Below are 13,192 nucleotides of genomic sequence, written 5' to 3' on the forward strand. Positions count from 1 at the left end.
CGGCGCGCTGCAGCATCGCCGGCAGGTTGAACACCAGCGCCACGGCCAGCACGATCATCGCGATCCCGCCGGCGATCTGAATGACGCGCTGCCGGCGCCGGAACGCGGCCACTCGTTCGGCGACGCGCCGCCCGGCCAGGGCGAAGGCCAGCAGCGGCAACGCGTTGCCGATGGCGAACGTCGCGGTCAACACCAGCGCGCCGTCCCCGACTACACGACCGCAATGCAGAACAAGCTGGGGGCCAACGACATCGAGCGCAGCCTGGGTCCGGCCCCCATGCAGCAGCCCGCCCAGGGCAGCGGGCTGCAGCTGAGCCGGCCCAGCAGCACCGTCGACGGCGCGCTCGGCGATTGCTCCAGCGGCTCCACCGAACTGCAACAGTGCGGACCCGCCCCCGCCCTCACCGGTATCACCGGGTGGCTCAACACCCCGGACGGCAAGCCGCTAGACCCGGCAGCGGTGAGCGGCAAGGTGATCCTGATCGACTTCTGGGCCTACTCGTGCATCAACTGTCAGCGCGCCATTCCGCACGTGATCGACTGGTACAACCGGTATCGCGACAGCGGGCTCCTCGTCATCGGTGTACACACCCCCGAGTACGCCTTCGAGCGGGTGCCCGCCAACGTGGCCAGCGGCGCCGCCGATCTGCACATCACCTATCCCATCGCACTCGACAATGACTATGCGACGTGGAACAACTTTCAGAACCTGTACTGGCCGGCCGAGTACCTGATCGACGCGAACGGGCAAGTGCGGCATACCAAGTTCGGCGAGGGCGACTACGACGACACCGAAAAGCTGATCCGCAAGCTGCTAACCGACGCCCATCCCGGCATTCAGCTGCCCGCCGGGGTGCACGGGGCCGACACCACCCCGCGGACCATGCTCACACCCGAGACCTACCTGGGTGTCGGCAAGAGCGGAAACTACGGCGGCAGCGGGGATTACAAGTCGGGCACGCTGACCTTCCCGCCGAGCCTGGCCGACGACAAGTTCGCCCTGCGCGGCCGCTGGACCCTGGACGACCAGGGGGCCACGGCCGACGGCGACGACTCCGTCGTCCGGCTGAACTACACCGCGAAAGAGGTCTACGCCGTCGTCGGCGGCACCGGCACGCTCGCCGTGACCCGGGACGGCAAGACCACCACGACACCGATCGGCGGAGCGCCCACGTTGCACCGGATCGTCGCCGACGACTCCGCGCACCGCGATCAGCTGGACATGCAGGTCAGCAAGGGCCTGCAGGTGTTTTCGTTCACGTTCGGCTAGCCGCCGGGCTCACGACTTCTTCGCGAGGCTGCCCAGCATCGCGACGACCACGCCGAATCCCACCAGCGCGGCGCCGGCGAGCAGCGCGGCGTTGAGCCACTGGTGCAGACCGGCTTCGGCTTGGTCGACCATCACCTCGGCGACACTGCGGATGTTGCCGGTGGTGCGGTTGAGCGCATCGTTGACGTAGCGCCCGGCGACCTCGATGCCCGCCCATCCGCCCGCCCCGACGAGCAGCGCCGAGACACCCAGGCTGCTCAGCGCCTTGCCGCGGCGCCGCGCGGCGGCCACCGTGAGCAGCGCGCAGACACCGCACAGCGCCGCCGCGCCCACGCTCACCCACGGCCCCCAGGTGGCCAGCCGGCTCAGCCGCCCCTGCCGCATCGAGTGTGGGACCGAAACAGTCAGCGGGACAGTGATTTTCGCGGGCACGGTGACGTTGTGGCGGCTGAGCAGCGGCTGGATCGCGCCGTCGTTGAGCATCGGCGCCACGTCGACCGCCCATTGGTTGCCGTCGTCGCCGGCCCCCGGGTCGCCGAACAGCCAGCCGTGCGCCGCCCGGTTGGCCCGGGCGAACAGCGGCGGGAAAGCCGGGCCGGCGGTGAAGGCGCGGGCAGCCTCGTGCACCTCGGAACTGTCGACCGGGGCGCGGCCCCCGCCATGCTCGGCGATGAGAGTCATTGCCCGGGTGGTCAATTCGGACGCCATGGCCGACTGCACAGCCGGGTCGGTCGCCGCGTGCTGCGCCAGCGCGGCGTAGCCGTCGGCGTCAACGATGTGCAGTTGCGTCCACGCCGCGGGGATCGCGACCGCCAGCGCGAGCGTGGTGATGAGCCACAACAGCACGGTCGCCGCGAATCGCACGCCTGCGAATCTACGCAATCCCCCGCACGTACGCGGCCTGCCCGAGGTGCTGGGCGCAGTCGTCGATGATGCTCACCAGCCGCGCGCTGGCCGTCACCGGCGGATCCCAGTTGGTGTCCACGACGCGGGCCAGCTCGTCGGCGGTGACCCCGGCGAGGTATTCGAGGGTGAGCTTGTGCACCGCGTGGTAGTAGCCGGACAGCAGGTCCGCGGGCGCCCGCACCTTGGCCACGTCATCGGGCGTGTGCCCATAACCGGTGTCGTCGCGTGGCAGGTCCAGTCCGAACCGGTCCACCCAGCCGTCGCGGAACCACACCTGCTCGACACCGGCCACGTCGGCCAGCTGGATGTCCTGCACCCGCGCGCTGTGCCAGAGCAGCCAGGCGATGCTGTTGGCGTTCGGCGCCGGCCGGTAGCCGGACACCTCGTCGGTGAGCCCCTCGGTGATCTGGTCGACGTGCTCGATCAACCGGGTGAACGCGTCGCGCAGCAGCTCCTGGAAAACGGCGGCATCGTCGGCCATACCCGCGACACTACGGGAGGATCTCGTGGAAGACCGCTTCGATGTTGTTGCCGTCCGGGTCGCGCACGAAGGCCCCGAAATAGCCGGCGTGATACTCCGGCCACAGCCGCGGCGCATGCAACGGTTCGGCGCCCAACTCGACGGCCGCCTGGTAGAAGGCGCGCACCGCGTCCTTGCCGGTGGCCTCGAAAGCCAGGTGAATCTCCCGGTTGGGTCCCGCCGGCGCGGCCGAGATCCAGAACGTCGGCTTGCCCGCACGCCCGTACCCGATGGCGCGACCCACATCCAGCTGCCGGGAGAAGCCCAGTGTCCCCAGCACCGCGTCGTAGAACCGCTGCGATCTGGCGTAGTCGGCGCAGTTGATTCCCACGTGGTCGATCACGGAGAAGATCCTGGCACGACGAACCGCAACGGTCGTAGATTGTTTGAATGACTTACGACCTCATCATCCGTAATGGCACCATCGTCGACGGGCTCGGGGGTGAGCCGTACGTCGGTGACGTGGCCGTGAAAGACAACATCATCGAAGCGGTGGGCGCGATCAACGGCGCGACCGCCACGCGGGAGATCGACGCCACCGGGCTGCTGGTCACGCCCGGCTTCGTCGACCTGCACACCCACTACGACGGCCAGTCCATCTGGTCGGAGCGCCTGACTCCGTCCTCGGCGCACGGGGTGACGACCGTGGTGATGGGCAACTGCGGGGTCGGCTTCGCGCCCTGCCGCCAGTCCGACCACGACGTGCTGGTCGACGTCATGGCCGGGGTGGAAGACATTCCCGGCGTCGTCATGACCGACGGGCTGCCGTGGACGTGGGAGACGTTCCCCGAATACATGGACGCGCTCGAGTCGGGCAAGCGCGACATCGATGTGGCGGCCTACCTGCCGCACTCACCGCTGCGGGTGTACGTGATGGGCCAGCGCGGCGCCGACCGCGAGCCGGCCACCGAGGACGACCTGGCCAAGATGCGGGAGCTGGCCAAGGAGGCGATCGAGGTCGGCGCGCTGGGCTTCGCGTCGTCGCGGCTGACCATCCACAAGACCGAAAGCGGTTCTCCCATCCCGAGTTACGAGGCGGCCCGAGAGGAGATCGAGCAGATCGCCCGCGGCGTCGTGGACGGCGGCGGCGGCCTGCTGCAGTTCGTTCCCGACATCCCGTCGGGCGGCTACCAGCCGGTGCTACAGACCGTGTTCGACGTCGCCGAGGACGTCGGGTTGCCCGTCACCTTCACCCTCGTCGTCGCCAACGCCGGCGACCCGACCTGGCCGGACGCCATCACGATGATCGAGAAGGCCAATGCGGCCGGCGGCGACATCACGGCGCAGCTGCTGCCGCGGCCGATCGGTCTGATCATCGGGTTGCAGCTGTCCGCCAACCCCTTCGTGCTCTACCCCAGCTACCGCGAGATCGCGCACCTGCCGCTGGCCGAGCGGGTGGCCGAGATGCGCAAGCCCGAGGTCCGGGCCCGCATCCTGGCCGACAAGCCCGGCCACGGTCACCCGATTCTTTTCGTGGCCCAGATGTGGGACTGGATCTTCCCGCTGGGCGACACGCCCGACTACGAGCCGGACCCGTCGACGAGCATCGGGGCCCGGGCCCGCGCCCGCGGCGTGGATCCGATGGAGGAGGCCTACGACCGGCTGCTCGACGACGAGGGCCGGGCCATGCTGCTGGTCGCGACCAGCAACCTGCAGAACAATTCGCTGGACACCGTGGGGGAGCTGCTGCACCGCGAGGACGTGGTGCTCGGCCTCGGCGACGGCGGCGCGCACTACGGGATGATCTGCGACGCCAGCTACTCGACCTACTTCCTGACGCACTGGGCACGGGACCGCAAGGCCGGGCGGTTCACCGTGTCCGAGGCGGTTCGCGAGCTCACGTCGGTGCCCGCCCGCATCGCCGGGCTGGCCGATCGCGGCCGGATCGCGGTCGGCTACAAGGCCGATCTCAACGTCATCGACCACGCCTCGTTGCGGCTGCACAAGCCCATCATCAGCTACGACCTGCCCGCCGGCGGCCGGCGCCTGGACCAGACCGCCGACGGGTACGTCGCCACGATTGTGGCCGGGGAGGTCATCGCCGAGCACGGCGTTCCCACCGACGCTCGGCCAGGCAAGTTGGTGCGCGGTCGCCAGCCGGTCCCCGCAGCCTCGCGATAACGCCACCAAAAGTGGCATATACCAGCTAAGTTGGGTCCGTGACGAACCCGCATTTTGCGTGGTTGCCGCCAGAAGTCAACTCGGCACTAATTTTCTCCGGTCCTGGTCCCGGGCCGCTGCTTGCTGCCGCGGCGGCGTGGGACGGCCTGGCCGAGGAGTTGGCATCGTCGGCATCGTCGTTTTCTTCGGTGACGACAGATCTGGCCGGTGGGTCCTGGCAGGGCGCGTCGTCGGCGGCCATGATGTCCGTGGCCAGTCAATACGTGAGCTGGCTCAGCGCGGCCGCCGCGCAGGCCGAAGAGGTGTCGCACCAGGCCTCGGCCATCGCGACCGCTTTCGAAGTGGCCCTTGCCGCCACCGTGCAGCCGGCCGTGGTGGCGGCCAACCGCGCGCTGGTATCGGCGTTGGCGGCTAACAATCACCTGGGTCAGAACACCCCGGCCATCGCCGACATCGAGGCGGCCTACGAGCAGATGTGGGCCTCGGACGTCGCGGCGATGTTCGGCTATCACGCCGACGCGTCGGCGGCCGTGGCCAAGTTGCCGCCCTGGAACCAGGTGCTGCAGAACCTCGGCTTCTCCAATACCAGTACCGCCGTCACGCGCCCGGCCAGTTCCGGCGCCGTCGCCCGCGGCTACACGTCGCGCATCGCCGGGTTCCTGCGGCCCTCGCCACCCCAGTAGCACCGAAATCCCGCGCCTATCCTGGAAGATCATGCGCACCAAGAAGAAGGTCGACCTCGAGGCGCTCGCCGACGCGCTGGCCGACTACCCGTATGCGTACTTGATCACGGTCGACGACGGATACCGGGTGCACACCGTGACCGTCGAGCCGCAGCTGCGGGAGGCCGCCCTCGACGTCGGGCTCATCGGCGGGCGGACCCGCAACAACCTCGCCCAGCGCGCCGACGTGACCCTGTTGTGGCCGCCCGCCGAACCGGGCGGCTACTCACTGATCGTCGACGGCACCGCCGAAGTCACCGAGGCCGGCGCCGAGACCGCCCGCCTGACCGTGGTGCCCACCCGCGCGCTGCTGCACCGCGACGCGGACTCCCCCGACGCCGCCAAGGGCTGCCTGCACGACTGCGTGGTGTTCTCGCTGCCGGCCTAGCGGCGATCGCAAGCGCGGCGAAGCCGGGCGCTGCGGGTCGCCGCCATCGGGCCAGAGTCGTACAGTCTCATCCGTGAGCCGCCGTCGCACCGCTCGCTCCGCCCTGGAGCGAAGAAGATGCCACAGGCATCAACAGCTGGGGTCACCCCGACCGCACCTACGAGCCGCTGCTGCTGGTGCGTTGCCTGCAGCGTCACCCCGCGCTGGCCTCCCGTCTGCGCAAGCTCGGCGAATCCCTTTATGTTGCAGCGCTTTTGCCGGGCCGGACCCGGACCATCGCCATCCTTCGCAGCTGCGCGTTGGTGGGCTGTGCATACGAGTGGGGCGGGCAGGCGGCGTTCTGGGGCCCGATCGCGGGCGTCAGCGACGACGAGTGCGACGCGTTGGTCACCGGCGGCCCCGACGACCCGCGGTGGAGTCCGGCCGAGCGGACGCTGATCGCGGCGGTGGACGAACTCGAGCGCACCGGCTCGTGGTCGGAGGCGACGTGGGGCGCGCTGGGCCGCGACCTGGACGACGAGCAGCGCATCGAATTGCTCACGGCAGTGGGCTGGTACCGCACGATCTGCACGCTGTGCAACGCGCTCGCGCTTCCGGTGGAGGGCTGGATGCGGCCCTGGCCCGGGTCAGCGCGCTGAGCGGTCCCTGCGCAGGCTGGGATGCTGATTCTTCAATAGCGGCAACAACACCCGCCGCGGCATGAATTGAAACAGGCGGGTGCTGATCCGGCTCGGCAGCCCGGGTATCACCGTTCCGCGGTCGTGGTCCAGCGCGTCGACTCCGGCGCGCGCCACCTCGCGCGACGGCTTCCACATGAACTTCGGGAAGGCGTCGGCGAAGTCTCGCTCGTCCATGCCGGCGCTCTGCACGAACTCGGTGCGCACCGGCCCCGGGCACAGCAGGGCGACGGTGACACCGGTGCCGGCGAGCTCACCGCGCAGCCCTTGTGTGTAGTTGTTGACGAACGCCTTGGTGGCCGCGTAGCCGACCTGTCCCGGAAAGGGTTGATAACCCGCCGTGGATCCGACGTTGAGGATCGCGCCGCGGCCGCGCGGCACCATCTGCTGTACCGCGCGGGTGCTCAGATCGATGACGGCCTCGACATTGACCCGCACCTGGGCGATCTCGTCGTCGACGGGCGTTCTGGTCACCGAACCCATGGTGCCGATGCCGGCGTTGTTGACCAAAATGTCGGTCGTCAGGCCGCGACGCTCGACCTCCTCGAACAGGCCGGCGCGGGCGGCGGAATCGCCGACGTCGCAAGCGATCACCTCGACGCGCACGCGGCCGGCGAGTTCGTCGGCCAGCCCGCGCAGCCGCTCTTCGCGGCGGGCGACCAGCGTGACGCCGTGGCCGCGGTCGGCCAACTCGCGCGCGATGTCGGCGCCGATTCCCGACGACGCGCCGGTCACGACGGCGGTGCTGGTGGGTGCGGGACTCGGAAGGGCCACGGGTTCGAACCTACCCGCCGCCTGCGCGCTCCCGCCTAGCCGGACAGCGCGTCGAACAACGCCGCCAACTGATCCGGCGACACCGATGCGTTGCATCGGCTGCGCAGGTCGAGCAGCGGCTGCGCGATGCCCCTCAGCTCCAACGCCTCATTGGGATGACCGAGGAAATACCCACGGACAGACGACTTCGCGTCAGCGGGCGATTGGTTGACCGCGGCGGTCAGCACGTTGTTGGCCTCGGGATGGCCGTCGAGGTAGCCGCTTGCCGAGTTCAGCACGCCGCTCGCGGTGGCGGCGACCCCGCTGGCTGAGCACGGATCGGGTGCCGCCGCCGCGGTCGGCTCGATCATGACGCCCAGAACGCAGCCGGCGATCACTCCAAACACTGTGCGCCATAACGATTTGCTCATTGCGTGTTCCCTTCGCGCCGACTATTCGAATGTCCAGTACATCAATTACCCCATAACCAGCCGTGCGAAGGGTCCAGGAGTGGCCTGTGACCGGCACGCACGAAAAAGCCCGGCCCCTTGCGAGGGCCGGGCTTTTCCCGTGTGTGAGTCGTGGACTTAGAAGTCCATACCGCCCATGCCACCGGTCGGGTCGCCCGCGGGTGCGGCCGCCTTCTCCGGCTTGTCGGCGACGACGGCCTCGGTGGTGAGGAACAGACCCGCGATGGACGCCGCGTTCTGCAGCGCCGAACGGGTCACCTTCACCGGGTCGGCAACGCCGGCCTTGAGCAGGTCCTCGTACTCACCGGTGGCGGCGTTCAGGCCGGTACCGGCGGGTGAGTTGCGGACCTTCTCGGCCACAACGCCGGGCTCCAGACCACCGTTGAAGGCGATCTGCTTCAGCGGAGCCTCGAGCGCAACGCGGACGATGTTGGCGCCGGTCGCCTCGTCACCGGTGAGCTTCAGCTCGTCCAGCGACGGGGTCGCGTGCAGCAGGGCCACGCCACCACCGGCGACGATGCCCTCCTCCACGGCGGCCTTGGCGTTCCGAACCGCGTCCTCGATGCGGTGCTTGCGCTCCTTGAGCTCGACCTCGGTCGCGGCCCCTGCCTTGATCACCGCAACACCGCCGGCCAGCTTGGCCAGGCGCTCCTGCAGCTTCTCGCGGTCGTAGTCGGAGTCGCTGTTCTCGATCTCGCTGCGGATCTGGGCCACCCGGCCGGCGATGGCGTCGGAGTCACCGGCGCCCTCGACGATGGTGGTCTCGTCCTTGGTGACGACGACCTTGCGGGCCTTACCCAGCAGGGCGACGTCGGCGCTCTCCAGCGACAGGCCGACCTCTTCGCTGATGACCTGGCCACCGGTGAGGATGGCCATGTCCTGCAGCATCGCCTTGCGGCGGTCGCCGAAGCCGGGGGCCTTGACGGCCACCGACTTGAAGGTGCCGCGGATCTTGTTGACGACCAGGGTGGACAGCGCCTCGCCCTCGACGTCCTCGGCGATGATCAGCAGCGGCTTACCGGCCTGGATGACCTTCTCCAGCAGGGGCAGCAGGTCCTTGACGGTCGAAACCTTGGAGCTGACCAGCAGGATGAAGGGGTCCTCGAGGACGGCTTCCTGACGCTCGGCGTCGGTGACGAAGTAACCCGAGATGTAACCCTTGTCGAACCGCATGCCCTCGGTGAGCTCGAGCTGCAGGCCGAAGGTGTTGGATTCCTCGACGGTGATGACGCCCTCGTTGCCGACCTTGTCCATCGCCTCGGCGATCAGGTCGCCGATCGACTGGTCGCCCGCGGAGATGGCCGCGGTGGCAGCGATCTGGTCCTTGGTCTCGACCTCTTTGGCCGACTTGAGCAGGGTCTCGGTGACCTTCTCGACGGCCTTCTCGATGCCGCGCTTCAGCCCAAGCGGGTTGGCGCCGGCCGCGACGTTGCGCAGGCCCTCGCGGACCAGTGCCTGGGCCAGAACCGTGGCCGTCGTCGTGCCGTCACCGGCAACGTCGTCGGTCTTCTTGGCGACTTCCTTGACCAGCTCGGCGCCGATCTTCTCGTAGGGGTCCTCCAGGTCGATCTCCTTGGCGATGGACACACCATCGTTGGTGATCGTGGGGGCACCCCACTTCTTCTCCAGGACGACGTTGCGACCCTTGGGGCCCAACGTCACCTTTACCGCGTCGGCGAGGGCGTTGAGTCCCCGCTCGAGGCCGCGACGGGCCTCTTCGTCGTACGCAATTGTCTTGGCCATTGCGAAGTGATTCCTCCGGATTGGGGATGACACGTTCTGGCCGGGTGCAGTGCCCGCGACGGACGACCGCAGCTGTCTTCTGGCTAGGTCTCACCGTCCCGACCTAGCACTCGCTGGTCGCGAGTGCCAAGTCATTCTTAGCACTCGCCCATGTCGAGTGCAAGAAGAGGTCAGCCCTATCGCCCAGCGCGTAAACCGTCGACGACGACGTCGGTCACCCGCTCGGCCAAGTCCGGGTTGTAGGCCTCCGCGGCCTGGCACCCGACCATGATCGCCTTCACTTCCCGCACCCCGATGTCCGGGCGCGCGGTGCCCGCCCGCTGCGCGGCCCGCAGCAGCTCGTCGAGCATCGCCAGGAACGCGTCCTCGGCGACGGGCGCGGCGGTGGCGATGTCGATCCCGAATCCGGCCAGCGCGTCGACCAGGCCGCGATCGGCCGCGCCCCAGTGCAGCACCATCGACCGCAGCAGGGCGAACAGTGCCTCGCCGGGTCCGACGGAGTCCAGCAGGGCCCGCCCGTCGTCGACCAGCCGCTGCATCCGGTCCTCGATGACCGCCTGGAACAGCGCCTCCTTGGTCGGGAAGTGCCGGTAGACGGTGCCGGCGCCGACGCCGGCCCGGCGGGCGACCTCGTCGATGGGCACCGACAGACCCTCGGCCGCAAAGATTTCGTAGGCGACGTCCAGCACGCGTGCCCGGTTGCGCGCCGCGTCGGCGCGCAACCGGCGTTCCGGCTGCGCCATCTGTTCACTCCTCAACGGTTGACAAAACGGGGCGTGCGTTCCGTATAGTGACATTCAACCGGAGCGCTCGCCCCGTTTACTCTACAAGTTCAAGGAGCCTCTCATGGCCAAGTGGACCACCGCGGACATTCCCGACCAGACCGGCCGGGTCGCCGTCATCACCGGAGCCAACACCGGCCTGGGCTACGAGACCGCCCTGGGGCTGGCCGACCACGGCGCCCACGTGGTGCTGGCGGTGCGCAACCTGGACAAGGGCAAGGACGCGGCGGCCCGGATCACCGCCCAGAGCCCGCACGCCGATGTCGCGCTGGCCGAGCTCGACCTGACGTCGCTGGCGTCCGTCCGCGCCGCGGCCGAACAGTTGCGGTCCACGCACGACCGCATCGACTTGCTGATCAACAACGCCGGGGTGATGTACACGCCGAAGTCCACCACCAAGGACGGCTTCGAGCTGCAGTTCGGCACCAACCACCTGGGCCACTTCGCCTTCACCGGCCTGCTGCTGGATCGCCTGCTGCCGGTCGCCGGCTCGCGGATCGTCACGGTCAGCAGCGTCGGTCACCGCATCCTCGCCGACATCCACTTCGACGATCTGCAGTGGGAGCGCCGCTACAACAGGGTCGCCGCCTACGGGCAGGCCAAGCTCGCCAACCTGCTGTTCACCTATGAACTGCAACGACGGCTCGCCCCGCACGGCACGACGATCGCCGCCGCCGCGCACCCCGGCTTCTCGGACACCGAGTTGATGCGCCACCTGCCCGGTCCGGTGGAGGCCATCTTCCGGGTCGTCGCACCCCTCATCACCCAGGACGCGGCCGGCGGCGCGCTACCCAGCCTGCGAGCGGCCACCGACCCGACCGTGCAGGGCGGGCAGTACTACGGCCCCTCCGGTTTCGCGGAGTCGCAGGGCTCCCCCAAGCTCGTCGGCTCCAGCGCCAAGTCGCACGACGCCGACCGGCAGCGCCGGCTGTGGGCGATTTCCGAGGAGCTGACCGGGGTGGTCTACCCCCTCGACTAGCCCGCCGACTAGCCCAGGTCGAGCAGCTGCTCGTAGAAACCGCCGAAGCCGCGCGGGCGATCGACGAGGTGGATCTCGAGGATCCAGTGGCAGATGCGCCCGCGCGGATCGGTGCGACGCATCGGCTTGTTCGATCCGGGCATGATGATCCACTCGACGCCGGGACCGGCGATCTTCTTGTGCGGGAACTCGCCGATCAGATGGCCGGCGATGCGACTGCCCCACTCGAAGCCCTCGGCACGGGCCACCCCGACGACGTAGTCGAACAGCTCGGCGCCGGTGATCTCGGGTTGGCCTGCGAAGTGATCGCGGCCGGCCTGCCAAACCCGTGGCAGCGCGTCACGAAGGGCCGTCTTGTGCGGGTCGTCGCCGAGCACGAACGTCCGCCCGAAATCGGCCTCCCACTCCTCGAAGATCGGGCCGAGATCGAGGAACACGATGTCGTCGTCGACGATCGTCCGATCCGGTGGGCGCTCCTGAAACGGCTGCAGCGTGTTCTCCCCGGCCCGCACGATCCGCCGATGCCAGTGCCGCGTCACCCCGAACATCTCGCCGGCGAGATCGTGGATCTGGTCGGAGAGTTCCTTCTCGGCCAGCCCGGGGCGGATCATGGCCCGCCGCTCGATCTCCTCGAACAGTTGCGCGGCTTTGCGCTCGGCATCCAGCAGCCGTTGCACGCGAACACCTTCGGCGGTCGATCGGTCCACAGCAGCGATGTTATGCGCACACTGGAACCATGTCCCTCGTCGTGCCGCCCTACCCGCCCGCCCGATACACCGAAGACGAACCGGAGGTCAGCGCCTGGTTCAAGCGGGCCGATCAACCGCCCGACTACGAGACGTCCGGAGTCAAGTACCACTACCTGGCCAACCAACAGGACACCGCCGGCGACTACGGCCTCTACCGGGTCGACATCGCCCCGGCCGGCGGCGGCCCCCCGGCGCATTTCCACCGCGCCATGTCCGAGGCGTTCTTCGTCCTGTCCGGGACGATGAAGCTCTACGACGGCACGCAGTGGGCGGACGGCCATCAGGGCGACTTCCTCTACGTGCCGCCCGGCGGTGTGCACGGTTTTCGCAACGAGGCGGATGAGCCGGCATCGATCCTGATGTTGTTCGCGCCCGGCGCGCCCCGCGAGGCTTACTTCGAAGGCTTTGCGGCCCTTGCCGATATGACCGACGACGAGCGCCGGGAGTGGTTTATCCGCCACGATAATTTCTGGGTGCAGTAAACCCTTGCATTAACGCGAAATTTCCTCTGCCGTAACGTTTCTGATCTTTGTTCCGGCCCCGGCAACGGTGGGCGTAGGGTGTGGCCGTGCGGACGAGGAAGCCGTCGAAGCGGGCTGCGGCCTGGATGCGGCAGAGAATCGATTGGTCGATGAGCGCCCCGGTGATGATCAGCCTGCGGATCAAACGTCCAAAACCCCGGAGCACACCGGACTTTCGGCCGCGCCTACCGGCGCCGGTCGCCGTGCCGGAACGCGGTATCCGGGTGAGCGGCTATCAGCGGGGTGGGCGGGGATACCGCGATCGGGCCCGGGCGCGCCTGTTGCTCGCACCGCCCGCGATGGCTCGACGGCCGCGCGTGGCACGCCCTTCGGGCCGACGACCGCACATACCGTCCGTCGCTACGTCGCGGGCGTCAGGTCGCCGTTGACGTAGCGCTGCAGGCTGGGGCCGATGGCCGCGACGGCCTCGTCGTCGGTCATCGACGCGATGGGCTCGATCTTCCAGACGTAGCGCATCAGCGCCAGGCCGATCGTCTGGGACGCGATCAGGCCGCTGCGGATCAGGCGCTCGTGTTCGTCCACGCCGAGCTGTGCGGCGCCCATCAGGCTGCCGGCGACGACGCGCCGCAG

Annotated in this window: 13 protein-coding genes and 4 pseudogenes; 7 read left to right on the forward strand and 10 right to left on the reverse strand. The window is 68.9% G+C overall.

Annotation, left to right across the window (positions count from 1 at the left end; translation table 11 throughout):
- Positions 1–211 (reverse strand): annotated as a pseudogene (locus tag A5708_RS27425) (cytochrome c biogenesis protein DipZ); the annotation flags it as partial.
- Here A5708_RS27425 and A5708_RS08135 point away from each other — a divergent pair.
- A pseudogene (locus A5708_RS08135) lies at positions 194–1,270 on the forward strand (thioredoxin family protein); the annotation flags it as partial. The pseudogenes A5708_RS27425 and A5708_RS08135 sit on opposite strands and share 18 nt — an antisense overlap.
- A gap of 9 nt (positions 1,271–1,279) precedes the next feature.
- On the opposite strand, the gene A5708_RS08140 reads toward A5708_RS08135, so the two are convergent.
- Genes A5708_RS08140 through A5708_RS08150 form a run of 3 tightly spaced genes read right to left on the reverse strand, consistent with a single transcriptional unit; the run spans position 1,280 to position 3,039 of the window.
- Positions 1,280–2,134 (reverse strand): hypothetical protein, encoded by an 855-nt coding sequence (locus A5708_RS08140; protein ID WP_065028133.1) that lies wholly within the window; start codon positions 2,132–2,134, stop codon positions 1,280–1,282.
- A gap of 10 nt (positions 2,135–2,144) precedes the next feature.
- Positions 2,145–2,657 carry a mycothiol transferase gene (locus A5708_RS08145; protein WP_065028134.1) on the reverse strand — a complete coding sequence of 171 codons (513 nt, stop codon included), beginning with the start codon at positions 2,655–2,657 and terminating at the stop codon, positions 2,145–2,147.
- 10 nt (positions 2,658–2,667) lie between these two features.
- Positions 2,668–3,039: a VOC family protein gene (locus A5708_RS08150; protein ID WP_065028135.1), complete on the reverse strand. Its 372-nt coding sequence runs from the start codon at positions 3,037–3,039 to the stop codon at positions 2,668–2,670.
- Between the two features lie 47 nt (positions 3,040–3,086).
- On the opposite strand from A5708_RS08150, the gene A5708_RS08155 reads away from it, so the two are divergent.
- From A5708_RS08155 to A5708_RS08170, 4 genes and pseudogenes are all read left to right on the forward strand, one after another.
- Positions 3,087–4,817, forward strand: a complete 1,731-nt coding sequence (locus tag A5708_RS08155; protein WP_065028136.1) for an N-acyl-D-amino-acid deacylase family protein — start codon at positions 3,087–3,089, stop codon at positions 4,815–4,817.
- 38 nt (positions 4,818–4,855) lie between these two features.
- Positions 4,856–5,392: pseudogene (locus A5708_RS08160) on the forward strand (PPE family protein); the annotation flags it as partial.
- 139 nt (positions 5,393–5,531) lie between these two features.
- Positions 5,532–5,927: a hypothetical protein gene (locus A5708_RS08165; RefSeq protein ID WP_065028137.1), complete on the forward strand. Its 396-nt coding sequence runs from the start codon at positions 5,532–5,534 to the stop codon at positions 5,925–5,927.
- A gap of 128 nt (positions 5,928–6,055) precedes the next feature.
- The gene (locus A5708_RS08170; protein ID WP_065028138.1) at positions 6,056–6,565 is read left to right on the forward strand and encodes a carboxymuconolactone decarboxylase family protein; all 510 of its coding nucleotides are present in this window, start codon (positions 6,056–6,058) and stop codon (positions 6,563–6,565) included.
- On the opposite strand, the gene A5708_RS08175 is transcribed toward A5708_RS08170, so the two are convergent.
- From A5708_RS08175 to A5708_RS08190, 4 genes are all read right to left on the reverse strand, one after another.
- On the reverse strand, positions 6,554–7,378 hold the full coding sequence (locus A5708_RS08175; protein ID WP_065028139.1) for an SDR family NAD(P)-dependent oxidoreductase: 825 nt from the start codon (positions 7,376–7,378) through the stop codon (positions 6,554–6,556). The genes A5708_RS08170 and A5708_RS08175 overlap by 12 nt on opposite strands.
- Positions 7,379–7,413: 35 nt before the next feature.
- Positions 7,414–7,788, reverse strand: a complete 375-nt coding sequence (locus A5708_RS08180; protein WP_065028140.1) for a heme-binding protein — start codon at positions 7,786–7,788, stop codon at positions 7,414–7,416.
- Between the two features lie 156 nt (positions 7,789–7,944).
- A complete protein-coding gene (gene groL, locus A5708_RS08185; RefSeq protein ID WP_065028141.1) occupies positions 7,945–9,570 on the reverse strand; it encodes a chaperonin GroEL in 1,626 nt (541 codons plus the stop codon).
- A 176-nt stretch (positions 9,571–9,746) separates the two neighbouring features.
- Positions 9,747–10,313: a TetR/AcrR family transcriptional regulator gene (locus A5708_RS08190; RefSeq protein ID WP_065028142.1), complete on the reverse strand. Its 567-nt coding sequence runs from the start codon at positions 10,311–10,313 to the stop codon at positions 9,747–9,749.
- 103 nt (positions 10,314–10,416) lie between these two features.
- Between A5708_RS08190 and A5708_RS08195 the strand changes: the two genes are divergently transcribed.
- The gene (locus tag A5708_RS08195; RefSeq protein ID WP_065028143.1) at positions 10,417–11,331 is read left to right on the forward strand and encodes an SDR family NAD(P)-dependent oxidoreductase; all 915 of its coding nucleotides are present in this window, start codon (positions 10,417–10,419) and stop codon (positions 11,329–11,331) included.
- An 8-nt stretch (positions 11,332–11,339) separates the two neighbouring features.
- Here A5708_RS08195 and A5708_RS08200 read toward each other — a convergent pair whose 3' ends face one another.
- A complete protein-coding gene (locus A5708_RS08200) occupies positions 11,340–12,038 on the reverse strand; it encodes a M24 family metallopeptidase (protein WP_065028144.1) in 699 nt (232 codons plus the stop codon).
- 29 nt (positions 12,039–12,067) lie between these two features.
- On the opposite strand from A5708_RS08200, the gene A5708_RS08205 reads away from it, so the two are divergent.
- The gene (locus A5708_RS08205) at positions 12,068–12,562 is read left to right on the forward strand and encodes a cupin domain-containing protein (RefSeq protein WP_065028145.1); all 495 of its coding nucleotides are present in this window, start codon (positions 12,068–12,070) and stop codon (positions 12,560–12,562) included.
- Between the two features lie 399 nt (positions 12,563–12,961).
- Here the strand turns inward: A5708_RS08205 and A5708_RS08210 are convergent.
- Positions 12,962–13,192: pseudogene (locus A5708_RS08210) on the reverse strand (TetR/AcrR family transcriptional regulator); the annotation flags it as partial.

Source organism: Mycobacterium colombiense (genome assembly GCF_001672755.1).
GTDB lineage: Bacteria > Actinomycetota > Actinomycetes > Mycobacteriales > Mycobacteriaceae > Mycobacterium > Mycobacterium colombiense_C.

Bases quoted from the DNA above. Each gene is read 5' to 3' on its own strand.
- A5708_RS08145 (WP_065028134.1), bottom strand. From the start codon at position 2,657: ATGGCCGACGATGCCGCCGTTTTCCAGGAGCTGCTGCGCGACGCGTTC.
- A5708_RS08155 (WP_065028136.1), top strand. From the start codon at position 3,087: ATGACTTACGACCTCATCATCCGTAATGGCACCATCGTCGACGGGCTC.
- A5708_RS08165 (WP_065028137.1), top strand. From the start codon at position 5,532: ATGCGCACCAAGAAGAAGGTCGACCTCGAGGCGCTCGCCGACGCGCTG.
- A5708_RS08180 (WP_065028140.1), bottom strand. From the start codon at position 7,788: ATGAGCAAATCGTTATGGCGCACAGTGTTTGGAGTGATCGCCGGCTGC.
- groL (WP_065028141.1), bottom strand. From the start codon at position 9,570: ATGGCCAAGACAATTGCGTACGACGAAGAGGCCCGTCGCGGCCTCGAG.
- A5708_RS08190 (WP_065028142.1), bottom strand. From the start codon at position 10,313: ATGGCGCAGCCGGAACGCCGGTTGCGCGCCGACGCGGCGCGCAACCGG.
- A5708_RS08195 (WP_065028143.1), top strand. From the start codon at position 10,417: ATGGCCAAGTGGACCACCGCGGACATTCCCGACCAGACCGGCCGGGTC.
- A5708_RS08205 (WP_065028145.1), top strand. From the start codon at position 12,068: ATGTCCCTCGTCGTGCCGCCCTACCCGCCCGCCCGATACACCGAAGAC.